The sequence below is a fragment of the Gordonibacter sp. RACS_AR68 genome (assembly GCF_030418485.1).
GTDB lineage: Bacteria > Actinomycetota > Coriobacteriia > Coriobacteriales > Eggerthellaceae > Gordonibacter > Gordonibacter urolithinfaciens.
On the sequence record NZ_JAIPUP010000002.1, the window covers coordinates 187814 to 212427 of the forward strand.

A 24614-nucleotide genomic window follows, 5' to 3' on the forward strand; every position below is an offset into this window, starting at 1 on the left:
CCTCCAAGTGCTCAGCGGGGCCAGCCGCCCCGCGCGTTTCGGTGATCTTATGTGGCGGGCGATTTGTTTAGATCGATCGTATCGGCGAAATTGCCAGAGCCCGCTAGATCCAGCGATGCGTCGGCCTTGAGCAACACGAGCGAGTACACGCCCGAGCCCACAGGCGTGAACGTGTTTTCGCTCACCCTGCCGTCGGTTGCGTCGGGGATCACCTCCGAAGGAAGGTTGAGCGTGATCGACCCGCCGCTGTCGGCGCATGTCATGGTGAGCACCGCGGCCGTGTTGCCCGACGCGTCCTCCACGGTGTAGTGGTTGCCCTTAGCCAGGATGAACGTGGCAGTAAGGGTTTGGGCGTAGGGAGATGTCGAGGTGGCTGTGACCGCGAATTCCTGAACCTCGGAATTCGGTGTGACGGTGACCTTTGCGGTGCTTCTTTCCGTACCCTTCAGCATGCCACTCCCTGAAGCAACGCTAGCGTTCGTCGCATTGACGCTGTAGGAAATGCCTCCCGAAGTCGTCCTTAGGTCGTCCGCGAAGTTTCGCAGCTCGACTGTGAAATCATCGGTGCTCGGATCGATGTAGTACGTAGCGTTCTCGCCGCTCTCTTTCAGGTAGTCGCTCGTGAAGTAGAAGTCCGTGGCCGTTGCGAGGCCGTCCTGCTGCTGTTGCATGACGTAGCGCGCGGCGGCGAAGCCGGCAAGCGCCAGCACGACGGCCACCGCCAGCACCGCCGCAGCGGGAACGCGGCGGCGCGCCACGTGGGTGTGGATGCTCGGCCTTTTGTGGGCAGGCGTTCGATTCATACCTCGTCTCTTCTCCATCACACGGCCCCCGTTGTTGGCTGGGCCTGCTGCGCGTCAGCTTTCAAAATCACCTGGTCGATCTCGTAGGCGAGGGCGCTGCCGTTCTCGTCGCTAGGCCATTCCACTTTGAGCGTGTAGCCATGTGAGATGCTGGTACCGTAAGGAAGTTCCCCGCCCGTCCATGGCGATCCATATCCCGTCGCAACTTTCCCCTCGTCGGGGCCGGGGGCAATCGCAGTCAGCTCGAACTCCAGCGGCAGGTTGCCCGTGGTCACGATGGACACCGAGTACGCCTGGGTCACCTCGCTCGTCGTCTCGCCGTCCGTGTTCGTCACCGCGAACTTCACCTCTCGCGTATCGCCCGGCTTCATCCCTTGCAGCTGCGACGTCAAGTCCGCCGTGCTGTCGCCCGTCAATCCCAGCGCCACAGCGGCGACGTCGCCCGAGCCCTGGCCCTGCACCACCGTGGCGTACCGGGCGAAGGTGACGCCCAGCACCACGGCGCAGGCGACGGTGAGGAGCAGCAGGTAGCGCACCACGCGCCCGGTTGTCAGATGCTTGCTCATGCGGCGCACTCCTCTCCCCTGCGGCGAACCCGGCGCAGGACGTCCGGCAGCACCAGCACCGCCAGGCCCACGACCACGAGCAGCCCCAGCCCCGCTGGCGTGCGCAGAAACAGCGCCGCGCCGCCCACGAGGGGCACGGACAGCACCACGCGACCGGCCACGTGCTCCGGCGCGACCGGCAGGGCGTCCTGCGCGTTGTTGAAATCGCCCTTGGTCACGAAGCCCTCGGGGCCGTCGGCCACGATGCGGTGCGTGGTGAGCGAACCGCCGTCCCAGAAGGCCACCACGTCGCCCACCTGGTACGACCCTTCCCGATGCACGATGGCCAGATCGCCCGCCGACAAGGCGGGCTCCATGCTGCCCGACGCCACTGCCAACGGCGAGAAGCCCAGGACGCCGGGAAGCTCGCGCGGGAAAAGCGCCGCCGACGCCAGCAGCCACAGGTTGCACAGCAGGCCCGCGCACAGCACGACCACGAGCGTCGTCCGGATGGCCTTCGCCGCGCGCGCCATCATGCCTCCTCCGCGTGCACCGTCATGGCCAGCAGGTAGACGAGGTTGCCTCCGCTGCCTGCCAGGGTGTCCAGCTCGTCGTTGCCCTCGGCCGGCCACGACCAGTCCAGCCGGTAGCTCGCCACGGCGCTTCCTGCGATATCGGTGCGCAGGTTCAGCCCGCCGGCGGTCGAAAGCGACCCCGTCACCGCCCTGTCGGCCATCGCGCGCCCGTTGGCGTCCAAGGGCGTGAGCGTGAGCTCCAGGGGCAGGTGCAGACCGTCCTCGGCCAGCGAGACGGTGACGTTCAGCCTGTTCGCAAGCGTGTTCTGCAGCCGGAACAGGTAGTAGCCGGACGATCCGGGGGCAATCTTCTCCTGCTGCCCGCTCGTCTTGTTGTAGAAGAGGTCGATGGTGCTGATCTGCGTCCAGGGGGAGAAGCCGCCGTCGCGGTTCTGCCCATGGACGGCGAGGGAGCCGCTCGGCGGCGTATCGCCGCCGAGGGTCTCGCCACCGCCGGGGGAATCTCCGCCGCCGGGGGTATCGGGCGTGTCGCCGCCACCGGGGGGCGTATCGCCGGGCGCGTTGCCGCCGGGAGTCGTTCCCCCTCCGGTCGTGCCGCCGCCTGCGGTCGTGCCGCCGCCGACGGTCCCGCTGGTCGAAGGCGCGTTGCCGCCGGCCGCGCCGCCTGCGGAGCCGCCGGTTGAGGAATCCCCGCCGCCGCTTCCGCTTCCCGAGGAGGAGCCGCCGCCGATGGGCGTCACCACGGCGCCGCCCTCCACGATCACGCCGCCCTCGCCGGGGTCGTGCCGGGTGCCGTCGGGCGCGACGATCTGCCCGCCCGAGCGCACCACGGTGCCGCCGGAGAGGCGCACCGTGCCGTCGGTCTGCACGGAGTAGCCGTCACCCTTCATCTCCTGCTCGAGGTAGACCACCTGGTCGTCGGGCATGATCACGGCCACGGCGTTCTCGCCGCTGCGCGGGATGACGATGGTGCCGTCAGGCAGGAGCACGCTCCCCTTCGGCGTGACCACGGCCCCGCTCTCCAGCGTGACGCTGCCCGTGGGCGTCACCACCAGCCCGTCGCCGTCGGCGTAGGTGCATCCGGTGGGGACGATCTCCAGGCCGCCCTCGCCGTCCAGCAGGATGACCACCTCGAGCATCCTCACGTTCACGGCCAGGGCGATGGCGCTGCCGCCGTCGGGGCTCTCGGAGATGGACACGCCCTCCTCGGCCGCATTCTGGCCGATGGAGAGGGGACGCTCGGCAGCCACGGCGCCGTCCGGGCCGTAGACGAGTATGCGATGCGACCTGAAGGACGCGTTGGGGAACAGGAAGGTGCCCTCGGCGTCGGTTTGCGCCTCGATGGGGTCGCTGTGCAGCTCCAGCTTGAGGCCCGCGGCCGGCGAGCCGTCCGCGTACACCACCTGGCCAGTGAGGTGCGCCGTCGTGCGGCCCGAGGGCTGGGGGCTGAGCACGATGGTGTCGCCGGCCTGGCCCAGGGGGCCCGACGCGCTGCGGCCCAGGACGTAGCCCACCATGCTGGTGGTGATGAGCACCAGCAGAAGCAGCAGCGCCAGCAAAGCACGGCGCCGTTTCCCGTCCTGCTCGCCCTCCTGCACGGAAGCGTTGTTCGTTTGTTCCACGTCGGTCCCTCCTCTCGGAAAACGCGACTCAGCTCTTGGCGAAAGGCGCGGTCGCACCGCGCCTTTCGCCAAAGGTTGAGAATGCCCGCCGACGCCCTGCCCCGGCACAGGGGGCAGGGCGATGGTGTTGGGGTTAGGCGGCAGGAGCGACGGGCGTCTTCTGCGTGCCGGTGACCGCGATGTCAAAAGTCATCGACTTGGCAGCTGTACCATTCGCTGTGTCTGTGGAATTATCAGCATCGCTGCTACCGATAGCCCAGTCCCAATACACGGTCTTCGTAACCGCAGTGCCCACATCTTTCAATTCGATTGTGCCGGTAAGAGCGGTGGCCAGATCAGAGATTTCCGTGCTCTTATCCTTGTCCGAATAGAACTTCAGGTTCTTCGGCTTGTTCTGCAGATTCGAGAACGCGATGGTGTAATCCACCGCGACGTCACTGCCGGAGGCGTCAAGCACGATATCGAAGCTTCCTTCCGTGCCCGGAGCAATCTTCTTCTCGGCCACATTGGTGTAAGCCGTCTTCGCAAGATCAATGCTGCCGAACGTATCTGTCTTGCCATTTGCCGTGAAGCTCCACTTCGCCACCGTCGCGCTGCCGGTGCCGGTCACCTCGGTGACGTACTTCGCCATGGTGCCGCCCAGCAAGCAGGCGGTCACGAGGGAGAGCGCCACTGCCAAGACGCCGAGGCGCGCTGCGTACGATTTCTTCTGCGTTGCCGTTGCCATTGCCTGTCCTCGCTTTCTTTCTCGCGGGAACCACGTCGTAGGTTTTCGTCCCAGGCGCGGCTCCCGTGCACCTGCGGCATTTCTATCGCCAGGTGCCGCGAAGCTCCTGGACCTGCTCGGACCTTCCGTCTCCGCCGTGCCCGGAGGCGGAAGGGCCGTTGCATGCGTATCAGAATTTCTCGGTGGGCCCGCGCCCGACCCCCTGCTCCCGCCTCAAGGCGGCCAGCTCCGCCTCCAGCTGCGCGGCGCGCGCGGCCTCAGCCTTGTCCATCCGGCGGCGGCGCCACACGTCCCACGCGAAGAACAGCGCCAGCGGGCACACGATGAACAAGATCATGCCGGCCGGCGTCTGCATGAACAGGATGGCGTTGCCCAGCCCCGGCACGCGCGCGCCGCTCCACTGGCCCTGCACCTGGTCGAACGACACCGCCAGCCGATCCTCGGCGTTGTTGGCGTCGCCCTTCGTCACCAGGCGCGGCTGGCCGTCATCGCCCTCGGTGATGCCGGCGATGCGGTGGGTGATGGCCTTGCCGGACGAGAGGTAGCACACCACGTCGCCCTCTTTGAGCGCGGCAGGGTCGCAGTCGTTGACGAAAATGAGGTCGCCCACCTGGATGGCGGGGTCCATCGAGCCGGAGAGCACCACGGCGGGCTTGACGCCGAACACGCCGGGCAGCTCGTCGGGTTTCAGGTAGCTGCTGACGATGAGCACCAAGTTCACCACGATCAGGGGGATGAACACAATGCACAGCACCACGCCTAGCACGCCCGACGCCGTGAATCTCCGCCCCTGCCGTCTATTGCTCCCGCCAGCTCTCATCTCGTCCCCGCCCCTGCTCCCCACATACGGAAAGACCGACCTTTCTGCAAAGCCGGTCTCACTTTCATGCAACTGGCTGGCTTTCTCCGACATCCGAAGGTAAGCCCCTCTAGCTTTGCGACGCTGCCTTTCGGCAGGTGTGCCTATAAATGTTCCACTGCATAATGAGCATTATGTAGTGGATGCTGCTTAGCAGAGGAGCGAGCCTGCATCCGCATGAGCAAGCTTGTGGCGAAGAATTTCTTTTTGTATGTCGCCCGAAATAAGGCAAAAATGGTAACAATATGGTGCGTGCTTGCACTCGAAACACGCTAAATAGAGTGCTTTCAGGGTTATTTTCCCTAATAAGGCAGTAATTCGTCTACGATTGCAGGCTGCCTTGCAAAATACACCCCCATGTTGTATAAAGGGAAAGTAGAATCATTTGCAAATATTGTTCCACTACATAATGCTCATTATGCAGTGCTTCATGCGAGCAGACTCAATCTTTCTAAGGAGCGCCTGCATTCCGTATCGGTAGTCGATGTGTAGATGCGCGTGGTCTCGATGCTGGCATGGCCTAGAATGTCGGCGAGCCGCACCACGTCCTTCTCCAGCCGATAGTAAGACAAGGCAAAAAGATGACGCAGGTTATGGGGGAAGCACTTTGTCGACTCAACGCCAGCGGACGCGCACAGCGCTTTCATCTCCGCCCAAATGTTGCACCTATTGAGGGGGTTTCCGTACCGGGTCACGAACACGGGACCTGAAGAGATGCCCTTGCGCCGGCAATAGTCCAACAGCATCTTGCGCAGCTTGTCGGGAAGGAACACGGTACGTTCCTTCCCTTTCCCGACGATGCGCACCACACCCTTGCGCAGCGACTCGACCGTGATGAAGCGGTGCTCGCTCACGCGGATGCCTGTGCTGCAAATGGCTTGGATCAGCAGGCTCAAGCGCTCCTTCTTCTTCAACTGGGCAGCCCTCACCAGCCGCTTGTACTCAACCAGCGAAAGCTCGCGACGGTGCTCCCGGAAGGTGGATCGCTGCACCTTCACCAGCTTTACCCGCAAATCCTCTCGCTTGCAGAAGCGGAAGAACTGGTTTATCGCCACCAGCATGCTGTTGACGCTGGTAGTTTTGTACTTCTCCAACAAGCATTGTTTATAATCGAGGATCATCTCCTTAGTGAACCCCACCTCGCCGGGAAAGTGCGCGAGCAGGGCCCGCACGTCCCTCGAATACTTCTTGATCGTGTTCGGCGATCGCTCTTCCTCAATGAGGTGCAGTTTGAATCTATCCAGCTGCCCCTCGTTCAAAACCGGTATCTCCATCATGCTCCTTTTCGGGATTCAACGTTGCCCCGAGTGGGGCCACGCTACTTATATCACACCGTTTCGAACGCAAGGGGAGGTTGGCTGGAACGGGAGGAGGATAAGGCGGAGCGTAGGGAGACGCGCACAGGAGGATACCGGCGAAGCGCGACGCTCGACAGGGGTCACGATGCGGGGACCGCCGAAGGTTGGCTATAATGGGGAAAAGATCGTGCTCGGCAAGGCCGTAGAGCGCAAAGGCGCGGAAGCGCCCGCGAAAGGAGAGGAACCATGATCGACTACCCCCTGCTTGCGAAGGATCGCGAGCTGTCCGCCAGCGAGGCGCTCGAGGTGCTGGAAGCCGGCGAGTTCTGCGTCGTGTCCACGGTGGACGTGGACGGGATGCCCTACGGCGTGCCGCTGTCCTACGTGATGCTGGACGGCGCGCTGTGCTTCCACACCACGAACAAGGCCGGGCACAAGCTGGACAACTTCGCTCGCGACGGCCGCGCGTGCGTGACGGTGGCCACCGAGGTCGAGCCCTGCTACGAGGACGACTTCTTCACCACGCGCTTCGCCTCGGTCATCGCGCGCGGGCGGGTGCGCCGCGTGGAGGACGGCGCCGCGATGCGCAAGGTGCTGGTGGCGCTGTGCATGAAGTACCTGCCCGAGCACAAGGACAAGATCGGCGAGGGCATCGCCCGCGAGATCGACGACACGGCCATCTGGGCCGTCGACCTCGAAGAGGTGCGCGGCAAGGGCGCGCGACGCCTCGGCCGGTAAGGAGGAAGGTAAACGATATGCAGAAGTTCATCGCGGAGGAATCGTTCTGGGAGCTGTTCCCCGACGCGGCCATCGGCATCTTGGTGGTGCGCGGCATGAAGTCGGCCAACGACGTGCCGGCCGAGGACGCGGCCGCCATCGCGAAGCTACTGCGCGAAGCCAACGCCACCGCCGATCAGCACCTCACCAGCAACACGATCTCCGAGAACGAGGTTGTGCGCGTGTGGCGCGAGGCGTTCCAGAAGTTCAAGACGAAGAAGGGCGCGCGCTGCTCGGTGGAGAACCTGCTCAAGCGGGTGCTGAAGGGCAACCCTGTGGGCTCGATCACGCCGTCGGTGGACATCTACAACGCCGTCTCGCTGAAGTACGCCTTACCCGTGGGCGGCGAGGACGTGGACTCGTTCGTCGGCGACTTCCGTTTGGGCCTGACCGAGGGCGGCGATGCGTTTTTGCCCATCGGCGAGGACGCGGAGGATCCCACGCTTCCCGGCGAGCTCTGCTACCGCGACGACGAGGGCGCCGTGTGCCGCTGCTGGAACTGGCGCGACGGGCAGCGCTCGGCGCTCAAGGACGATTCCGCGAACGCCATCCTGGTCATGGAGTGCGTCGATCCCACGCGCCGCGCCGACCTGGAGGCGGCGCTCGACGAGTTCGCGCAACTCATGGAACGCTACCTGGGAGCGACGATAGAGACGCGCGCCATCGCAGACCGCGCGAACCCCGAGGTGATTATCGCCGGATAGGTTGCCCCGACCGCTTCTCGCGGGTCGACCGGCGCTCGACCCGGAAGAGACGACCGCATGACAAGGCACCTGTCCCCCTGTCATGCGTGTCCCCCTGTCATGCGTGTCCCCCTGTCATGTGTCCCCCTGTCATGTGTCCCCCTGTCATGATGCGGGTTCGCCGAAATGGGCGATCGGGGGAATCACCTCTACAAGAACCTCTCGATTCCTACCTTTTGACACTCTACGAGAACGCTCTCCATAGCAGCTCCACTCAGCGAGCATTGTTGCCGCAGCTCCTCAGCCCTCACCCGCGGGGCAGCGGGGTGCCTGGCGGGCTGAAGGCGGGAACGGCGGCGGGGTTGTCGTTCAGGCGCGCGGCGAAGCGCGTCTCCATGATGCGGTTGCGCTCGCCCCATGTGGCGCCCGTCACGGCGTCGATGACCTCGTCGATCTCGTCAGGCGACGGGGACGCCAGCTTCTGGCTTAGCGCGCGGCCGTCGTAATCTGCCATGTCGCTCCTTTCAAACGCGGGGAGCCGGCTCGCGGCCGGCTCCCTCACCTTATCAAAACCCGAACCGCAGCGCCTAGGCAGCCGGCGCCTGCTTCGCCGCAGCAGCAACCTCGGCGGGGTTCTCCTTCACCAGCAGCCCGGCCAAACCGCCGGCGGCCGGGTCGGACAAAAACGCCACGATCACGATGGTCGGCCAGAACTGCAGGCACAGGCTCACGAACCGGTCGAACAGGTTCGTGCCCATCATCTGCCCGGTCATGGCGCTCATGGTCTGGACCTCGCCCACGCCCGTCATGAAGGCCGTCATGACGATGCCCAGCACGAACATGATGAGAGTGCTGAAGAACACGTTCTGGATGAGCCGGAACGCCACGCTGCCCGGCTTGGCGTCGTAGTACACGGCGCACGCCGCGGCGATGCGCGCCAACGGGATCACAGCCGTGACCACGAACGAGGTGACGAACGCCACGCCGAAGCTCATCAGGTAGAACACGGGGTCGATGTGCGGCATGCCCTGCATGATGGTCAGGCACAGGCACAGCACCGCCGCCACGATGAGCGAGAAGAACAGGCCGTACACGATGTAGTACTTCTTGGAATGCATATCCGCTCCTTGTCCGCGGGCCCGCACGAGGCGGGCCCGCCCAGATCAGGAAAGCCCCTTTACGCCACCACGAACAGCGTCTTCTGCTTCACGTCCATGCGCTGGGACAGCTCGTCGATCGGGCCGAACTCCAGGCACTGCGACTGGCAGTGCTGCACGCAGGTGGGCACCTTTCCCAAACCGCGGCGCGCGGCGCAGGTGTCGCACTGCTTCGTGGGGATGGGCAGGTAGCTGAACTGCCAGTTCTCATCGGCCTCGTCGCCGATGGCCCACGGGCCGATCTTCACCACTTTGATGCCGGTCTCGCCCACGGGCAGGCCGTGCTCCATCTGGCAGGCCACCTCGCAGCTGTGGCAGCCCGAGCACCACTGCGCATCGGCCAGGATTCCGTACTTAGCCATGGTCTATTCCCCCTCTTCCACTTTGTAGATCTTGCAGATAGAGCTCTTGTAGTTCGAGCCGAAGCCGCTCTTGCCCGGGATCCACGGCAGCGTGTTGTTGATGTTCAGGTCGAACACGTCGTAGAACTTCTCCGGGTCGCCCTCGGGGAACCACCAGCCGTGGTCGCACGACACGATGCGGCGATCCATGACGGGCGTGAGCTTCGCCTTGCGCTTCGCGCGGCCCATGGGGCCCTCCATCCACACCCAGTCGCCGTCCTTGATGCCGTACTTGGCGGCCGTCTCGGGATGGATCTCCATGAGGGGCCACGGGCGGTAGTGGCGCATGCGCTCGATCTGGCGATGCTCGGAGTGGAACATGCCCCAGGTGCGCGCGCCGCTCGTCATGACCAGCGGGTACTCGTCCATGAGGTCCGGCGTGGAACCGGGGCCGGGCTCGGGCTCCTCGAAGTAGGGCAGCGGGTCGAGGCCGGCCTGGTTGTAGAAGTTGCTCCACAGCTCGATGCGTCCCGTGGGCGTGTTGAAGCCGGGCTGGCCGTCCTTGCGCAGCTTGCCCGTCTTGTAGCGGTAGTACTCGATGGGCTGGTAGGCCGGGGCCACCTGCTGCAGCTCCTCGAAGCTCATGTCGGTGGGCTTGAGCATGTCGGTGAACATCTCGTCCACGTTGTCCCACGGCCACGCCTCGGGGTTCCAGCGCTTGCCGAGCTCAAGGTTGATCTGCATGTCGCTTCGGCACTCGCCCACGTCCGTCACCTTGTTGATGGTGGAGCCGCGCTGCGCGCCGGATACGAACGCGATGCCGTTGCGCTCGGGGAACGTGCAGGCCGGCAGCACCACGTCGGCCAAAGCGGCGATGGTCGGCGTCTTGAACAGGTCCACCACCACGATGAAGTCCAGCTTGTTCAGGGCCTTGTACAAACGCTGCGGGTCGGCGCCCATGCAGGCGATGGGGTTCGTGGTCTGGAGCCAAGCGCCGTGGATCTCGTACGGCACGCCCGTCTCGATGGTCTTCACGGTCTCGTCGGGCTGCGACACGGCGAACCCGAAGTTGTACAGCGGGTAGTCCTTGATGCCGATGCGCTTGGCCTCCTGCTCCGGGCCCAGGATCTCGCGGCCCCAGCCGCCGGCCACCGACAGGATCTCCGGCGCCACGATCATGCCGCCGGGACGCTCCATGTTGCCCGTGATCTCCCAGAGGGCGAGGATGGCCTGACCGGCCGGCATGGCCTCGCGGGTCATGTCAACGGCCACGCCCCACTGCAGCGTGGAGTTCTTCGCGTTGCCCAGCATGCGGGCGGCGGCGATGATCTTCTCCTCGGGCACCCACGTGATCTCGCTCACGCGCTTCACGTCGAACTCCTTGGCGCGCTCGGCCAGCTCGTCGAAGCCGTAGCACCAGTTGTCGACGAACTCGTGGTCGTAGAGGTCCTCCTCGATGATGACCTTCATCATGCCCAGCGCCAGCGCCGCGTCGGTGCCGGGGCGCACGCGCAGGTGCAGCTCGGACTTCGAAGCCAGCCACGTAACCTTCGGGTCCACCGTGACCAGCTTCATGCCGCGCTTCATGAGGTCGATGACCCAGTGGCCGTAGAAGCCCTCGATGTTCGACTTCAGCGGGTAGTTGCCCCACACGAACATGACCTCGGGCACCTCGTAGTCGGGGTGGTCGTAGCGCTCGGGGAACTGCTGGGCGGCGTCGGGGATCCACGGCGCGCCCGTCGTGGCGGCCATGCCGGCGATGCGCGGCAGGTAGCACGCCTGGCCCGAAAGCAGGCCCGTGTAGTTCGGGCTGCCGAACGACCAGGACAGGCGCGTGATGTACGCGGCGATGTCGCGGCCGGTGCCCTGCGCGAAGATGACGGACTCGGCGCCGTACTTCTCCTTCATGGCCATGAACTCGTCGGTGATGAGGTCGTAGGCCTCGTCCCAGGAGATGCGCTCCCACTTGTCGAGGCCGCGGTCCTCGCGGGCGCGCTTCATGGGATACTGCAGGCGCTCCTTGTGGTGCGTCACCTCGGGCACGTCAAGGCAGCGCATGCACAGGCGGCCGTTCGTCCATGGGTCCTCCGGGTCGCCCTCGCACTTGGCCAGCTTGCCCTCGGCATCCTGGTACATGATGACGCCGCAGCCCAGGTGGCAGCCCGGGCCCGTCCATGCGCAGCCGCGCGTGACCTGGTAGCCGCCTTCCTCGTACTGGAACGGCTTGTCGTGCTGCACGGTTCGATACTCCTCAGCCATACCTTGCCTCCTCGTCCTTTCGTCTCGGATGCACCCGCCCCGCTCTCTGCGGGAGGTGGCCCCGAGGGGCCTCCCCGTCCTGTTCCCCGGTTTCGGGTCCCCGGGCGGCGGCGGTGCCTTTCCTTGCCACGATCCTAGAGACCGTTTATCATGGGCGCCATCGACAAATCGTCTGGTTTCTTCGGAGGGGCCTCGGCGATATGCGGGAGGGGGCCGCGCGAACGCCTATGGAAAAAAGTCTGAATAGCTGCGAAACACCACGTCAGAGCGTATCTCCCACCATGCTTCTCACCATGGTGGGAGGCATGGCGCTCTTCTGGACCTGCTTCTTCGCCATGCTCATGCGCAACTCGTTCTTGGATCCCGGCATCGACCGGCTGTGGTACCACTTGGCCCTGCGCATCGCGTTCTTCATCGGTTTCGGGGCCTGCTGCCTCACGATGTCGCGTGCCCCCGAAGGGCTGCCGTCGCCCCGTGCACGGCGGGCCATGACGGGGTTCGTGGCGGCGTTCTGCGTCATCGCCGCCGTGTCGCCCACGGCCTATGCGGCGCTCGGCATGCCGTTGCCGCTCGCCTTCGACCTCGCGGCATGGGGGCTTTCGGGGGCCGGCCTGGGATGCCTTCTGTTCAGCTGGATGCCCGCGGTATCGCGCCTCGACGAGCGGTCGGTGGCGCGCTGCATGGCGCTCTCCACCGCCTGCGGCGGCTTCCTCTACCTCATCATCAACCTGCTGCCGTCCTACTTCAGCATCGTCATGCTCGTGGTGTGCCCTCTGGTAAGCCTGGGCGTCGAGCGCGTGGTGGCGCACGAGGCGGGGCCGGACGAGGGCCTGCGCATACCGCTGGCCGTCTCCCAGGAGAAGGCGGGCCTCTCGTGGGCGTTCGGCGTCATCTACCTCGTGTACGGCATCGTGTTCGGCCTCGGAGCCGGTTCTATCACGCAATTGGCCGGCGATCCGCTGCTGTTCGCCGGCATCGCCGGGTTCGCGTTGGCCGGCGCGCTGGCGGCGCTCGCGTTCATGCACCGCTTCGCCGGGCGCATGCGCCAGATCGACGTGCTGCGCATGGTGTTCCCGTTCCTCGTGGTGTCGCTCGTGTCCATGACGCTGTTCACCGGGCCGGTGTACGCGCTGTCGAACCTGCTGCTTTTGGCCGTTTACGTGTTCCTGGTGGTGGTGAGCATGGCCTTCGAGGTGCACACGGCGCACAACCGGCATGCGGCGCCCCTGTACTTCGTGGGAATGAGCCAGGGCGTGCTCGGCGCCGGGATGGCGGCGGGCTTCGCGCTGGGTTTGCTGCCGGCGGCCACCGGCGCCACGAACTACGCCGTGCTCTCGGGCGTCGCGCTGGGGCTGGTGGTGGTGCTGGCCGCGTTCATCACGTTCGCCCCGAGCCGCCGTCCTGCCGACGACGACGATGCCGCCGAGGCTCCCGAGCATGAGCACGAGCAGGGCCGCTGGAAGGCCCGCTGCACCGTGGTGGCGCGCGAGGCCAAGCTCTCCGCGCGCGAGACCGAGGTGTTCTTCCTCATGGCGAAGGGCCGCGGCATCGAGCACATCCAGAACAAGCTGTGCATCTCCAGCCACACCGTGAAGTCGCACACGTACAACATCTACAAGAAGATGGGCATCAACTCCCGCGAGGAGCTCCTCGACGCCATCGAGGCCGCGAACCCCGACGACGCATAGGGGTGCAACCGGATAAAAGGTTGCTTATTGTATAGCGAACGGTATATACAATAATCCTCTATCCTGCTATGCTCCTCGCAAGCGAAAAGGAGGCTTGCCATGGAACCCATCTATCCCGTCACCGCCCTCCAGAAGAAGCAGGGCGAGGTCAAGGAAGCCGCGCGCAAGGGAATCGTGCGCATCACCGAGAACGGCGCCGGCGCGTTCGTGTTCTGCTCGGAGGAGGTGTACGAGCAGAAGATGAAGGAGGTAGCGGATCAGGCCGCCTACGAGGCCCTTGTGGCCGCCGCTTTGGAACGCGGTTTCGCCGACATAGAGGCCGGACGATGTTACGAGGGTGCAGAGGTGGCGCGCGAGGCAGCGCTCAAGCTGAGGAGAAAGCATGCCTAAGGTCATCATCTCGGAAGAATTCGTCGAGGCGACAGCCGAGGTCTATTCCGAGCGCATGTTCAACGATCTCTACCGATTGGTGGAAATGCTGGAAGCTCTTCCCGAACTCGGCTCAACCGAACTTCCCTACGCCATCAAGAAGCGCTTCGGGAAGGACTGCCGAAAAATTGTTATCGCACCGTTCGATATTCTCTACCGATACGACAAGGTAGAAGACACCGTGTATGTTGCAGCTTTGATCCATCAGCGGAGAGTGCACTAGCAACAGCGAACATGAAAGGAGGGGGACAGCCAAGCTGTCCCCCTCCTCGGTTGGTACCCTTGTGATGCGGCGGCGCGCTATTTGGCAGGTGCGCCTTCCGCCACGCGCAGCTGGGTCTCGTACCAGGCAAGACGCGCCCGGGACGTCTCCAAGATGGCGCCGTAGGACTCCACCTCGGGATCGTCGGCATGCTTCGCCTCGAGCTCGGCGACGCGCTCCCGCATCCCGTCGGCCTTCTTGCGGACCGCCTCCACGTCGATGCTGTCCGCATCGACTCCGAAGCGCGCAAGGACGGTCAAACGGTCCGCGTACACCTGCGTTGCACCCTCGTAGAGGGCGAAACGGCGCTTCTCGTTGCCGGCGGCATCCATCCAGAGCGTGAGGACGCCGGGGCTGTTCTTGGCCACGAGCATCTCATGGCCGCTCAGCACGCCGTAGTTGCCCTCGGAACCCGGGACGTCCGCGTAGGCGATCTCTCCCGAGAACAGCTCGCGCGTCGGCGTAGCCACCATGCAAAGCAGATTAGGCATGAGCTTCTTCCTTCGTCATTTCCTCGTAGGCCGCGTACACGTCCTCGATGGCGCCCTTGTACACGAAGCACTGCTCGGGGATATGGTCGCACTTGCCGTCGAGGATCTCGGCGAACGAGCGGATGGTATCCTCCATCTTCACGTACTTGCCGGGGTTGCCGGTGAAGACCTCGGCCACATGGAACGGCTGGCCCAGGTACTTCTGGATCTTGCGGGCGCGGTTCACGACGAGCTTCTGCTCCTCGGAGAGCTCGTCCATGCCGAGGATGGCGATGATGTCCTGCAGGTCCTTGTAGTTCTGCAGCACCTCCTGCACGCCCACGGCCACGCGGTAGTGCTCCTCGCCCACGATCTCCGGGTCGAGCGCGCGGGAGGTGGACTCCAGCGGGTCGACGGCCGGGTAGATGCCCAGCTCGGCGATGGAACGGGACAGAACCGTCTTCGCGTCGAGGTGGGTGAACGTCGTGGCCGGCGCAGGGTCGGTCAGGTCGTCGGCGGGCACGTACACGGCCTGCACCGAGGTGATGGAGCCGGTCTCGGTGGACGTGATGCGCTCCTGCAGGTCGCCCATCTCGGTTGCCAGCGTGGGCTGGTAGCCAACGGCGGAGGGCATACGGCCGAGAAGTGCGGACACCTCGGAGCCGGCCTGCGTGAAGCGGAAGATGTTGTCGATGAACAGCAACACGTCCTGGCCCTGGTCACGGAAGTACTCGGCCTCGGTCAGGCCCGCCAGGCCCACGCGCAAACGCGCTCCCGGAGGCTCGTTCATCTGGCCGTACACCAGGCAGGTCTTGTCGATGACGCCGGACTCGCTCATCTCGAGGAACAGGTCGGTGCCCTCGCGGGTACGCTCGCCCACGCCCGTGAACACCGACGTGCCGCCGTGCTCCTGGGCCAGGTTGTTGATGAGCTCCTGGATGATAACGGTCTTGCCGACGCCGGCGCCGCCGAACAGGCCCGTCTTGCCGCCCTTGACGTAGGGCTCGATGAGGTCGACGACCTTGATGCCAGTCTCGAAGATCTCCGTCGTGGTGGTCAGCGTGTCGTAGTCCGGGGCCGGGTGGTGGATGGGCATCCACTCGGCGACCTCGGGCATGGGCTTGCCGTCGACCGGCTCGCCGATCACGTTCCAGATGCGGCCCAGCGTGTTCGGGCCCACGGGCATCATGATGGGGTTGCCGGTGTCGACGACCTCGAGCCCGCGCACCATGCCGTCGGTGGACGACATGGCGACGGTGCGGACGAGGTCGCCCGGGAGGTGCGTCTGCACCTCCAGCACAGTCTTCACTTCCCCGATGGGGGTCGTTGCATCCACGGTCAGGGCGTTGTAGATCGCCGGCATTTGATCCGGCGGAAACTCAACGTCGACAACAGCGCCGACGATGCGGACAATGCGTCCGGTCGCGCCCGTGGCCGATGCAGTGTTCTTGGTTTCAGCCATTTATTCCTCCAAAGCTGCGGCGCCGCCAACGATCTCCGAGATCTCGGTCGTGATAGCGCCCTGGCGCACGCGGTTGTACACGCGGGTCAGGGTGTTGACCATCTCGTTGGCGTTGTCGGTCGCCGACTTCATTGCGGTGCGGCGCGCGCCCTGCTCGGCAGCCGCCGAGTCGATGAGCGCGTAGTAGAACGTGTTGCGCAGGTAGGCGCGCATCAGATAGTGCATGACCGATTCGGCATCGGGCTCGAAGTCGATGTCGCCGGGCAGGTGGTCGAGGTCCTTCTCGCGGAAATGCTCGAAGTAGTCCTTCTCCTTGGGAGCCAGGCCCAGAAGCTCGGCATAGCTCGTGGTGTTGATGGGCAGCACCTGCTGCTCGATCAACCGCTGCTCGGCCGCGTTCTTCGCATGGTTGAACACGATGATGACCTCGTCGAGCTTGCCCTCGCGGTAGCTGTCGCCGGCGAACTGCGAGATCTCGGCCGCCTCCTCGTACGTCGGGTCGGCCGAGAGGTCGCGGAACTCGAAAATCGGCACGATGTTGCGATAGCTGAAGTACCCGATGGCCTTCTTGCCGCAGGCGACGATCTCGACCTCGATGCCCTGGCGCTCCTTCTCCTTGATGAGCTTCTCGGCATGGCGAAGCACGTTGCTGTTGAACCCGCCGGCAAGCCCGCGATCGGACGCGATGACCACGATCAGAGCGCGCTTGACCTCGTCATGCGTGGCGAGCAGCGGCTCGGAGTCGAGCGGTGCGTACTTCGCCGTGGAAATGAGCATCTCCGAGATGGCGCTCGCCCACGGAAGGGCGTTGTACACCCGCTCCGAGGCGCGGCGGATCTTGGCGGCCGCAACCATTTCCATGGTACGCGTGATCTGCTTCGTCGAGGAGACGGAGTTGATGCGCCGTTCTATGTCGTGAAGGTTGGGCATGGTCTACCTGCCTTAAGCCGAAGCCGAGAACGTCAGCTTGAAGGCCTCGATGGCAGCGTTCAGCTCGGTTTCGATCGCGTCGGTAAACTTCTGCTCCTTCACAATGTTCTCGAAGATCTCCGGCTTGGAGGCGCGGATGTAATCGAGCAGCTCGCCGCGGAAACGCACGACGTCGCCCACCGGGATGTCGTCGAGGTAGCCGTGCCCGCCTGCGTAGATGGACACCGCCTGCTCCTCGACCGGCATGGGGTTGTAGCGACCCTGCTTCAGCAGCTCGGTCATGTGGGCACCGCGGTTCAGCTGGTCCTGCGTGGCCTTGTCCAAGTCGCTGCCGAACTGCGTGAACGCCTGCAGCTCGCGATAGGACGCGAGGTCGAGGCGCAGCGAGCCGGCAACCTGCTTCATAGCCTTGATCTGCGCGGAGCCGCCGACTCGCGACACGGAGATGCCCACGTCGACAGCCGGGCGCTGGCCCTGGAAGAACAGGTCGGTCTGCAGGAAGATCTGACCGTCGGTGATGGAGATGACGTTCGTCGGGATGTAGGCGGACACGTCGCCGGCCTGCGTCTCGATGATGGGGAGCGCCGTGAGGGAGCCCGCACCGTTCTCGTCGTTCATCTTCACCGCGCGCTCAAGCAGGCGCGAGTGCAGGTAGAACACGTCGCCGGGGTACGCCTCGCGTCCCGGAGGACGACGAAGGGTCAGCGACATCTGGCGGTAGGCCACAGCCTGCTTGGACAGGTCGTCGTAGACGCACAGCACGTGGCGGCCCGGGTTCTCGGCGGAGGCCGGCTTGCCGTCCTCGCCGTTGTACATGAAGAACTCGCCGATGGCGGCACCCGCCATGGGGGCGATGTACTGCAGCGGCGCGGAGTCGGACGCGGAGGCCGACACGATGATCGTGTAGTCCATGGCGCCATGGCGCTCGAGCGTCTCGACGATGCCGGCAACCGTGGAGGCCTTCTGGCCGATAGCCACGTAGATGCAGATCATGTCCTTGCCCTTTTGGTTGATGATAGCATCAACCGCAATGGCGGTCTTGCCGGTCTGGCGGTCGCCGATGATGAGCTCGCGCTGGCCGCGGCCGACGGGGATCATCGAGTCGATGGCCAGGATGCCCGTCTGCATGGGCTCGTGCACCGGCTTGCGGGCGATAACGCCGGGAGCCTTGAACTCCACGGGGCGCATGCCCTCGGCCTTGATGGGGCCCTTGCCGTCGATGGGCATGCCGAGCGGGTTGACCACACGGCCGAGCATCTCCCTGCCCGACGGAACTTCCACGATACGGCCGGTCGTGCGGACCTGGTCGTTCTCCCTGATTGCCGTGACATCGCCGAGAAGCACGGCGCCGACCTCGTCTTCTTCGAGGTTCTGGGCCAGACCGTAGACGGTCTTGCCGCCCTGGCCGACGAATTCGAGGAGCTCGCCTGCCATGGCGTCGCGCAGGCCGTCGACGCGGGCGATGCCGTCGCCGATTTGGATAACGGTTCCGACCTCGCGAGACTCGATGTTGACCTTCAGGGCGTCAAGCTGCTTGCGCAACGCATCGTCAATGGACTTAGCGGTGATTTCAGTCACTAGCATTCACCTCCATCTGTAGTCGTTTTGAGCACGTTGCGGGCATGGTCGAGCTGGGACGCCACGCTGGCGTCGATGCGCTTCCCGTTCGTGCTCATGATGATGCCGCCCAATATGGACTTGTCGACGCTCTCGCGCAGGACGACGTTCGTGTCCAGATCGGCTTCGGCTTTTTCCGTAATGATGCGTCGCAGGGCGTCGTCCAGCGGAACCGCCGTCGTAACGTCCACCACGCACAGGTTCAACTTGCTCTGCAGCTGCTCTGCGTAGTTCTCGAGCACGCGGGGCAGCAGCGCGGCGTCGCCCCGTTCGGCCAGAACCGCCAGCACGTCGAGCAGGACCGGGTTGCAGCCAGCGAACACGTTCCTGGCAAGCTCGCCCCGCTGCTCGGGCGTGTAGCCCGGGTCTGACAAGGCAACGGACAGCTCCATGTTCGTTCGCATGGCCTCGGCGACGCGGACCATCTGGTCGCGCACCTCGAGGACCGCCTCCTGGCCGCCCGCCTCGAACGCCCCATCGAACAGGACGGCGGCATAGACTGCCACTTCCTCTTTGACGATAAGACGATTAGTTGGCATCGAAACTGCCCGCCTCGTTCACGTAGCGCTCGATCATCTTGCGATGCTCGCTCTCCGAGAGGTCCTCGCCGATGAGGCGCGCCGCAACCGCGACGGACGTGTCGGCGACGGAGCTCTGGAGCTCGGCGATGGCAGCCTTCTTCTCCGCCTCGATGGCCGTGCGCGCCTTGGCGATCATGTCGGTCGCCTCGGACTGGGCCTTGGCCGTGATGTCGGCCTTGGCGGCTTCGCCGGTCTGCTTGGCGTCGGCCACGATCTGGGCCGCCTGGGCCTTGGCATCGGCCAGCTGCACCCGGTACTCCTCGAGCACCCGCTCGCTCTCGATGCGGGCCTCTTCGGACTTCTCGAGGGCATCTTTGATCATCGTCTCGCGCTTGGACAGCATGGCCTCGAACTTGGGCCAGCCGAGCTTCGCGAGGACGATCCACAGCAAGATGAAGATGACGAGCATGGGGATGAACTCCGCCATGTCGGGCAGGATGGCGCTGATGCCGCCTGCCTCCTCCTCACTGGCGAACGCGAGCGCGGGAAAAGCAAACGTCATGCCGGCGCCGGCAACTGCGGCAACCCCCATGCGAGTCGATGCTTTTTTCGCTCTGTCTTTCACGTTGTAACCTCCTTTAGCCTTCTTGCGGCAAATATGTCCGAATAAGGCCGAGTTACACGATGAAGGTCAGAACGAAGCCGATGAGGCCGAGGGCCTCGGCGAGGGCGGCGCCGATGATGAAGTTCGTGAACAGACGACCCTGCAGTTCGGGCTGGCGGGCGGTCGCGACGCAGCAGCCATAGCAGGCGATGCCGATGCCGACGCCGGGGCCGATGGTCGACAGGCCGTAGCCCACGAGCTTCAGAGCCGCAAGAACGATGGTAGTTTCCACAATTTCCTCCTTTTACCGTTTCCGAGCCAACCTCGGAGACTTTGGACAACCTGTTTATGTCAACCGGCCGTGGAGTGCCGGTATGAACCGTGGTTCCGCGCCCTCGGCGCGATGCCGCCCGCTCGCGCGGCCAGCGGGGACGATCTCCTAGTGGTCGGAGGTCGCCAGGCCGATGTACACCGCGCTCAGGATGGTGAACACGTAGGCCTGCAGGAACGCGACCAGCACCTCGAGCGCGTACATGGCGAACAGGAACAGCATCCAGGCGATGGATATGCCGCCCACCGCAACGCCCGCGCCCTGGATGGCGGAGCCGATGAACACGCTGGTGAGCAAGGCGAAGATGCCGAGCACCATGTGGCCGGCGAACATGTTGCCATAGAGTCGCACGGCGAGCGTGAGCACGCGCAGCACCGTGGAGAAGAGCTCCAGGAACCACACGATGGGCACCATGACCACGGGCAGGCCGGCCGGCGCGAACGACTTGAGGTAGCCGCCCAGGCCCTTGACCTTGATGCCGTAGAAGATGAAGTACACGAACGAGATGGCGGCGAGGGCCCACGTGATGGAGATGGAGCCGGTGGGCGTCTTGCAGCCGGGGATCAACCCGACGAAGTTGCTGATGAGGATGAAGAAGAACAGCGTGGCCAGGAACGGGATGTGCTTCTTGTAGCCGTGGCCGATGGCGCTCTCGCCCATGTCCTTCTTCACGAACTCGTAGCCGTACTCGACCATGTTCGTGAACTTGTTCGTGGGGATGAGCGTGAGGCGCTTCCCCGCCGTCAGCACGACGATGAGCGTGATGACGAAGCAGATGATCATCCACAGCACGTACTGGGTCATGCCGAACGAGCCCGAGCCGAACACAAAGGCCGGGTCGAACGAATGCTGCAGATGGGGCACCTCGGCCGCTAGTTGATCAAGTGGATTCACGTGTCTTACCTTCCCATCCTACTTCCGTACAAATGTATATACGCCGTAGCCGATTGCGCAGGCAACGAGCACCGCCGCTTCCGCCAAGACGAAGGGCACCGCTATGTCGCGAGCAAGGACGACGCAGGCGATGGCTCCGAGGAAAAGGATGACGAACGACAACAGCACACCGAGCATCAGGGCGCCTGCATGGCCCAAGTTGCTGGTGTCGGTCACCCGCCTCGTCATTCGCAATCCGAGAAACAGCGGCAAAACGCCGAGCACCCCGGACAACGCCCCCAAAACGATCGCTAGTACCATAGCCTGCTTTCAAATCCATGCGCTCGCAGACGCACCCTATTAAACCGGTACGTATGATAACGGAACGTTCGATTTATTCTACGAGAAGGTAACAAAAACATCCGATTTTCGGGTGAGTGGTGGATAAATCCGGCAGAAAACTGAATAAACCCTGCGGTGCGGAAGGGCGAAACTGTATATTCGGAGAGAAGCGGAGGGGGAACTAATTGATAGGTGAATAACCCCATTTCAGGACCGGACACCGTCCTCTCTCCGCCCTCTCCGCATCCTACCCCTCGAACACGCGCAGCTTCATGCCGGCTTCCTCGAGCATGGACATGGCCAGCTCGTCGGGGTACGGGTTCTGGTAGACGATCTCCTCGATGCCGGCGTTGATGAGCATCTTGGCGCACACGACGCAGGGCTGCGTGTTCACGTAGATGGACGCGCCCGTGATGTTGATGCCGTAGCGCGCCGCCTGGATGATGGCGTTCTGCTCGGCGTGCAGGCCGCGGCAGATCTCGTGGCGCTGCCCGCTGGGCACGCCGAGCTGCTGGCGCAGGCAGCCGGTCTCGGCGCAGTGGCGCATGCCGGTGGGCACGCCGTTGTAGCCGGTGGCCAGGATGCGGCGGTCCTTCACGATGACGGCCCCCACCCCGCGGCGCATGCAGGTGGTGCGGGTGGCAACTTCGTTCGCCAGCTTCATGAAGTACTCGTCCCAGCTGGGGCGGTGGTCGATCGTCTCGGTCATGTCGCGCTTCCTTTCAACCTGCGGGGCGGCGGAAGGGCGGCGCGACGCCCAGTCGCTCGGCAGTCCTGCTCGCACGAAACGTCCACTGGACGTTTCGGCTCGTGCGGAACTCGCTTGGTGAGCGCCGCGCCGCCCTTCCGCCTTCTCCGTTGCCGCGGACCGGGCCGGAGTCGCGCAGAGCGCTCTCCGGCTCGGGGGGTTCATGGATCTGCTCTCCCGTTTGGGAGGGGTTCGGCCTGCGGGGTTCTCCTACTTCGTGCCGAAGATGCGGTCGCCGGCGTCGCCCAGGCCGGGGACGATGTAGGCGTGGTCGTTCAGGCACTCGTCGACGGCGCAGGTGTAGATCTGCACGTCCGGGTCGGCGGAGAGGACGGTCTCGATGCCCACGGGCGCCGCCACGAGGACGACGAGCTTGATGTTCTTCACGCCCCGCTCGCGCAGGTAGTGGATGGCCGCGGTGGCGGAGCCGCCGGTGGCGAGCATGGGATCCACCACGAGCACATCGCGCTGGGCGATGCTATCGGGGAGCTTCGCGTAGTACTCGTGCGGCTCGTGGGTGTCGGGGTCGCGGTACATGCCCAGATGGCCGACGAACGTGGAGGGCATGAGCTCCTGGAGGCCCTCCACCATGCCGAGGCCGGCGCGCAGGATGGGCACGATCACCATCTTCTTGCCGGCAACCTGCTTGCACGTGGTCTTGCAGATGGGGGTCTCCACCTCCACGTCCTCGAGGGCCAGGTCGCGCGTGGCCTCGTAGCCCTCGAACATGGCCAGCTCGCGCACGAGGGCGCGGAAGTCCTTGGACGAGGTGTCCTTGTTGCGCAGCTTCGACAGCTTGTGCTGCACCATGGGATGGTCGACGACGGTGACGCGGTCGTACTCTTTCGTCATAGGGATGCGCTCCTCGTTCCTAGTAGTCGAGTTCGGGGTAGAGCGGGTGGGCGGCCAGGAGCGCGTCCACCTTGGCGCGGATGTCGGCGAGCAAGGCAGCGCTTTCGGCGTTGAACACCGTGGCGGCGATGAGCTGGCCCACCTCGTAGAAGTCGTCGGCCGTGAAGCCGCGGGTGGTGGCAGCGGCGCTTCCCACGCGGATGCCGCTCGTGACGAACGGGCTGCGCGGCTCGTTGGGGATGGAGTTCTTGTTCACCGTGAGGCCCACGCCCTCGAGCAGCTTCTCGGCATCCTTGCCGGTGACGTCGGCGGGCGTGAGGTCCACGAGGCACAGGTGGTTGTCGGTGCCGCCGGACACGAGGCGCAGGCCACCGTCCATCATGCCCTGGCCGAGGCGCGCGGCGTTCTCCACCACCTGGCCGATGTACTCTTTGTAGGAAGGCTGCGCGGCCTCGCCGAACGCGACGGCCTTGCCGGCGATGACGTGCATGAGCGGGCCGCCCTGGGAGCCCGGGAACACGGCCTTGTCCACGCGCTTGGCGATGTCCTCGTCGTTGGACAGGATGAAGCCGCCGCGCGGGCCGCGCAGCGTTTTGTGGCTGGTGGACGTGACCACGTCGGCGTGCGGCACGGGGCTCGGGTGCGCGCCGGCGGCCACGAGGCCGGCGATGTGGGCCATGTCCACCATGAAGTACGCGCCCACCTCGCGCGCGATGGCGGCCATGCGCTCGAAGTCGATGATGCGCGGGTACGCGCTCGCGCCGCCCACGATGAGCTTCGGGCGGACCTCCTTGGCGATGCGCTCCACCTCGTCGTAGTCGATCGTCTCGGTCTCGGGGTCCACGCCGTAGCTGGCGAAGTTATAGTGGCGGCCGGAGAAGTTCACGGGCGAGCCGTGCGTGAGGTGGCCGCCCTCGGCCAGGCTCATGCCGAGCACCGTGTCGCCCAGCTCGATGAGCGCCTCGTACGCGCCCAGGTTCGCGTTCGCGCCGCAGTGGGGCTGGACGTTCGCGAAGTTCGCGCCGAACAGCGCGCAGGCGCGGTCGCGGGCGAGGTCCTCCACGATGTCGACCTTCTCGCAGCCGCCGTAGTAGCGCTTGCGGGGATAGCCCTCGGCGTACTTGTTCGTGAGCACGCTGCCCACGGCCTCGAGGACGGCGGGAGACGTGAAGTTCTCCGAGGCGATGAGCTCCACGGAGTCGCGCTCGCGGGCGAGCTCCTGGCGCAGGGCGTCGGCGACGGCGGGGTCTTGCTCGGGCAGGTAGGTCAAGGGCATGGCGGTTCCTTTCGGATACGGGTGCGGTTCGCGAAAGCGGGGTCGCCGATGTCGCGACTTATGCTAGCACAACGGCCCGCGCCGGTTGAGCGGGCGCGGGCCGTCGGTTCGACCTCACTTGGCTTCGAGAGCCATGATCTTCGCCACGCGGCCGGCGTGGCGGCCCTCCCCGAAGGGGGTGGCGAGAAACGCGTCGAGGATGGCACGGTTCGTCCCCTCGTCCACGAAGCGGCCGGAGAGCGTGACGACGTTCGCGTCGTTGTGCTCGCGCGACAGCTCGGCGAACTGCGGGTTAATGACGTTCACGGCGCGGATGCCGTCCACCTTGTTCGCGGCCACGGCCATGCCGATGCCCGTGCCGCACACGAGCACACCGCGCTCGGCCGCGCCGCCCGCCACGTCGCGCGCGACGAGCTCGGCGAAGTCCGGGTAGTCCACGCGGTCGTCGTTGCCGGGGCCGCGGTCGATGACCTCGTGGCCTTGGTCGCGCAGGTACGCCGCGAGCGCCTGCTTCTGCTCGAAGCCCGCGTGGTCGCTGGCGATGCTGATGTTCATGGGCGGTTCCTTTCCATTCGTCTCTCGCTGCTCTCGGTTCCCGCCAC

Annotated in this window: 29 protein-coding genes and 1 riboswitch; of the genes, 5 read left to right on the forward strand and 24 right to left on the reverse strand. The window is 65.0% G+C overall.

All coding sequences use genetic code 11. The annotated features are described in order from the left end of the window. Positions 1–47 precede the first annotated feature (47 nt). From K9U15_RS05525 to K9U15_RS05555, 7 genes are all read right to left on the reverse strand, one after another. A complete protein-coding gene (locus tag K9U15_RS05525; protein ID WP_301155740.1) occupies positions 48–803 on the reverse strand; it encodes a hypothetical protein in 756 nt (251 codons plus the stop codon). 17 nt (positions 804–820) lie between these two features. Continuing rightward, the gene (locus tag K9U15_RS05530) at positions 821–1369 is read right to left on the reverse strand and encodes a hypothetical protein (protein ID WP_301155741.1); all 549 of its coding nucleotides are present in this window, start codon (positions 1367–1369) and stop codon (positions 821–823) included. Beyond that, the gene (locus tag K9U15_RS05535) at positions 1366–1884 is read right to left on the reverse strand and encodes a signal peptidase I (protein ID WP_301155742.1); all 519 of its coding nucleotides are present in this window, start codon (positions 1882–1884) and stop codon (positions 1366–1368) included. Before K9U15_RS05535 ends, K9U15_RS05530 begins: the two co-directional genes overlap by 4 nt. After that, positions 1881–3506, reverse strand: coding sequence for a hypothetical protein (locus tag K9U15_RS05540; protein WP_301155743.1), 1626 nt, complete (start codon positions 3504–3506; stop codon positions 1881–1883). Before K9U15_RS05540 ends, K9U15_RS05535 begins: the two co-directional genes overlap by 4 nt. Before the next feature lie 133 nt (positions 3507–3639). Next, complete coding sequence (locus K9U15_RS05545) at positions 3640–4233, reverse strand: hypothetical protein (protein WP_301155744.1); 594 nt, start codon at positions 4231–4233, stop codon at positions 3640–3642. A 169-nt stretch (positions 4234–4402) separates the two neighbouring features. Beyond that, complete coding sequence (locus K9U15_RS05550) at positions 4403–4999, reverse strand: signal peptidase I (RefSeq protein ID WP_301155745.1); 597 nt, start codon at positions 4997–4999, stop codon at positions 4403–4405. Between the two features lie 118 nt (positions 5000–5117). Continuing rightward, positions 5118–5207, reverse strand: a riboswitch (cyclic di-GMP riboswitch). A 313-nt stretch (positions 5208–5520) separates the two neighbouring features. Beyond that, positions 5521–6369, reverse strand: a complete 849-nt coding sequence (locus tag K9U15_RS05555; protein WP_301155746.1) for a tyrosine-type recombinase/integrase — start codon at positions 6367–6369, stop codon at positions 5521–5523. Between the two features lie 267 nt (positions 6370–6636). Here K9U15_RS05555 and K9U15_RS05560 point away from each other — a divergent pair, with 267 nt between their 5' ends. Together K9U15_RS05560 and K9U15_RS05565 are read left to right on the forward strand one after the other, a co-directional pair. Continuing rightward, a complete protein-coding gene (locus K9U15_RS05560) occupies positions 6637–7128 on the forward strand; it encodes a pyridoxamine 5'-phosphate oxidase family protein (RefSeq protein ID WP_096228096.1) in 492 nt (163 codons plus the stop codon). A gap of 17 nt (positions 7129–7145) precedes the next feature. Then, positions 7146–7871: a B3/4 domain-containing protein gene (locus K9U15_RS05565; protein WP_096228095.1), complete on the forward strand. Its 726-nt coding sequence runs from the start codon at positions 7146–7148 to the stop codon at positions 7869–7871. Between the two features lie 286 nt (positions 7872–8157). On the opposite strand, the gene K9U15_RS05570 is transcribed toward K9U15_RS05565, so the two are convergent. From K9U15_RS05570 to K9U15_RS05585, 4 genes are all read right to left on the reverse strand, one after another. Next, positions 8158–8364, reverse strand: a complete 207-nt coding sequence (locus K9U15_RS05570; RefSeq protein ID WP_096228094.1) for a hypothetical protein — start codon at positions 8362–8364, stop codon at positions 8158–8160. 73 nt (positions 8365–8437) lie between these two features. Then, positions 8438–8968: a hypothetical protein gene (locus K9U15_RS05575; protein WP_154270389.1), complete on the reverse strand. Its 531-nt coding sequence runs from the start codon at positions 8966–8968 to the stop codon at positions 8438–8440. 59 nt (positions 8969–9027) lie between these two features. Continuing rightward, positions 9028–9369: an oxidoreductase gene (locus K9U15_RS05580; protein ID WP_087191452.1), complete on the reverse strand. Its 342-nt coding sequence runs from the start codon at positions 9367–9369 to the stop codon at positions 9028–9030. 3 nt (positions 9370–9372) lie between these two features. After that, positions 9373–11607, reverse strand: a complete 2235-nt coding sequence (locus K9U15_RS05585) for a molybdopterin-dependent oxidoreductase (protein WP_087191453.1) — start codon at positions 11605–11607, stop codon at positions 9373–9375. 305 nt (positions 11608–11912) lie between these two features. Between K9U15_RS05585 and K9U15_RS05590 the strand changes: the two genes are divergently transcribed. The 3 genes from K9U15_RS05590 to K9U15_RS05600 all read left to right on the forward strand — a co-directional run bounded on the left by K9U15_RS05590 (position 11913) and on the right by K9U15_RS05600 (position 13947). Beyond that, positions 11913–13295, forward strand: coding sequence for a helix-turn-helix transcriptional regulator (locus K9U15_RS05590; protein WP_123674405.1), 1383 nt, complete (start codon positions 11913–11915; stop codon positions 13293–13295). A gap of 99 nt (positions 13296–13394) precedes the next feature. Then, positions 13395–13685 carry a hypothetical protein gene (locus tag K9U15_RS05595; RefSeq protein WP_096228089.1) on the forward strand — a complete coding sequence of 97 codons (291 nt, stop codon included), beginning with the start codon at positions 13395–13397 and terminating at the stop codon, positions 13683–13685. Further along, positions 13678–13947: a type II toxin-antitoxin system RelE/ParE family toxin gene (locus K9U15_RS05600; protein WP_096228088.1), complete on the forward strand. Its 270-nt coding sequence runs from the start codon at positions 13678–13680 to the stop codon at positions 13945–13947. Before K9U15_RS05595 ends, K9U15_RS05600 begins: the two co-directional genes overlap by 8 nt. A 77-nt stretch (positions 13948–14024) precedes the next feature. Here the strand turns inward: K9U15_RS05600 and K9U15_RS05605 are convergent, their stop codons facing one another. The 13 genes from K9U15_RS05605 to rpiB form a co-directional block, all read right to left on the reverse strand. Then, positions 14025–14477, reverse strand: a complete 453-nt coding sequence (locus tag K9U15_RS05605; RefSeq protein WP_096228087.1) for a F0F1 ATP synthase subunit epsilon — start codon at positions 14475–14477, stop codon at positions 14025–14027. Next, complete coding sequence (atpD, locus tag K9U15_RS05610; RefSeq protein ID WP_015540406.1) at positions 14470–15918, reverse strand: F0F1 ATP synthase subunit beta; 1449 nt, start codon at positions 15916–15918, stop codon at positions 14470–14472. The genes K9U15_RS05605 and atpD overlap by 8 nt, the downstream gene beginning before the upstream one ends. Then, positions 15919–16848, reverse strand: a complete 930-nt coding sequence (atpG, locus tag K9U15_RS05615) for an ATP synthase F1 subunit gamma (protein WP_087191458.1) — start codon at positions 16846–16848, stop codon at positions 15919–15921. A 12-nt stretch (positions 16849–16860) separates the two neighbouring features. Further along, entirely contained in the window at positions 16861–18432 is a 1572-nt protein-coding gene (gene atpA, locus K9U15_RS05620) for a F0F1 ATP synthase subunit alpha (protein ID WP_154270391.1), read from the reverse strand. After that, positions 18426–18971: an ATP synthase F1 subunit delta gene (atpH, locus tag K9U15_RS05625; RefSeq protein ID WP_224767865.1), complete on the reverse strand. Its 546-nt coding sequence runs from the start codon at positions 18969–18971 to the stop codon at positions 18426–18428. The genes atpA and atpH overlap by 7 nt, the downstream gene beginning before the upstream one ends. 22 nt (positions 18972–18993) lie before the next feature. Beyond that, positions 18994–19611, reverse strand: coding sequence for a F0F1 ATP synthase subunit B (gene atpF / locus K9U15_RS05630; protein ID WP_041239753.1), 618 nt, complete (start codon positions 19609–19611; stop codon positions 18994–18996). 52 nt (positions 19612–19663) lie between these two features. Further along, positions 19664–19882, reverse strand: coding sequence for an ATP synthase F0 subunit C (atpE, locus tag K9U15_RS05635; RefSeq protein ID WP_041239754.1), 219 nt, complete (start codon positions 19880–19882; stop codon positions 19664–19666). 147 nt (positions 19883–20029) lie between these two features. Continuing rightward, positions 20030–20815: a F0F1 ATP synthase subunit A gene (gene atpB, locus K9U15_RS05640; RefSeq protein WP_087191460.1), complete on the reverse strand. Its 786-nt coding sequence runs from the start codon at positions 20813–20815 to the stop codon at positions 20030–20032. A gap of 18 nt (positions 20816–20833) precedes the next feature. After that, positions 20834–21115, reverse strand: a complete 282-nt coding sequence (locus K9U15_RS05645) for a hypothetical protein (RefSeq protein WP_087191461.1) — start codon at positions 21113–21115, stop codon at positions 20834–20836. Between the two features lie 268 nt (positions 21116–21383). Continuing rightward, the gene (locus K9U15_RS05650; RefSeq protein WP_015540410.1) at positions 21384–21845 is read right to left on the reverse strand and encodes a cytidine/deoxycytidylate deaminase family protein; all 462 of its coding nucleotides are present in this window, start codon (positions 21843–21845) and stop codon (positions 21384–21386) included. Between the two features lie 249 nt (positions 21846–22094). Beyond that, positions 22095–22736, reverse strand: coding sequence for a uracil phosphoribosyltransferase (gene upp / locus K9U15_RS05655; protein ID WP_096228086.1), 642 nt, complete (start codon positions 22734–22736; stop codon positions 22095–22097). A 19-nt stretch (positions 22737–22755) separates the two neighbouring features. Further along, positions 22756–24012, reverse strand: coding sequence for a serine hydroxymethyltransferase (gene glyA, locus K9U15_RS05660; RefSeq protein ID WP_096228085.1), 1257 nt, complete (start codon positions 24010–24012; stop codon positions 22756–22758). Positions 24013–24126: 114 nt separating this feature from the next. Beyond that, positions 24127–24567 (reverse strand): ribose 5-phosphate isomerase B, encoded by a 441-nt coding sequence (gene rpiB, locus K9U15_RS05665; RefSeq protein ID WP_096228084.1) that lies wholly within the window; start codon positions 24565–24567, stop codon positions 24127–24129. Positions 24568–24614 lie beyond the last annotated feature (47 nt).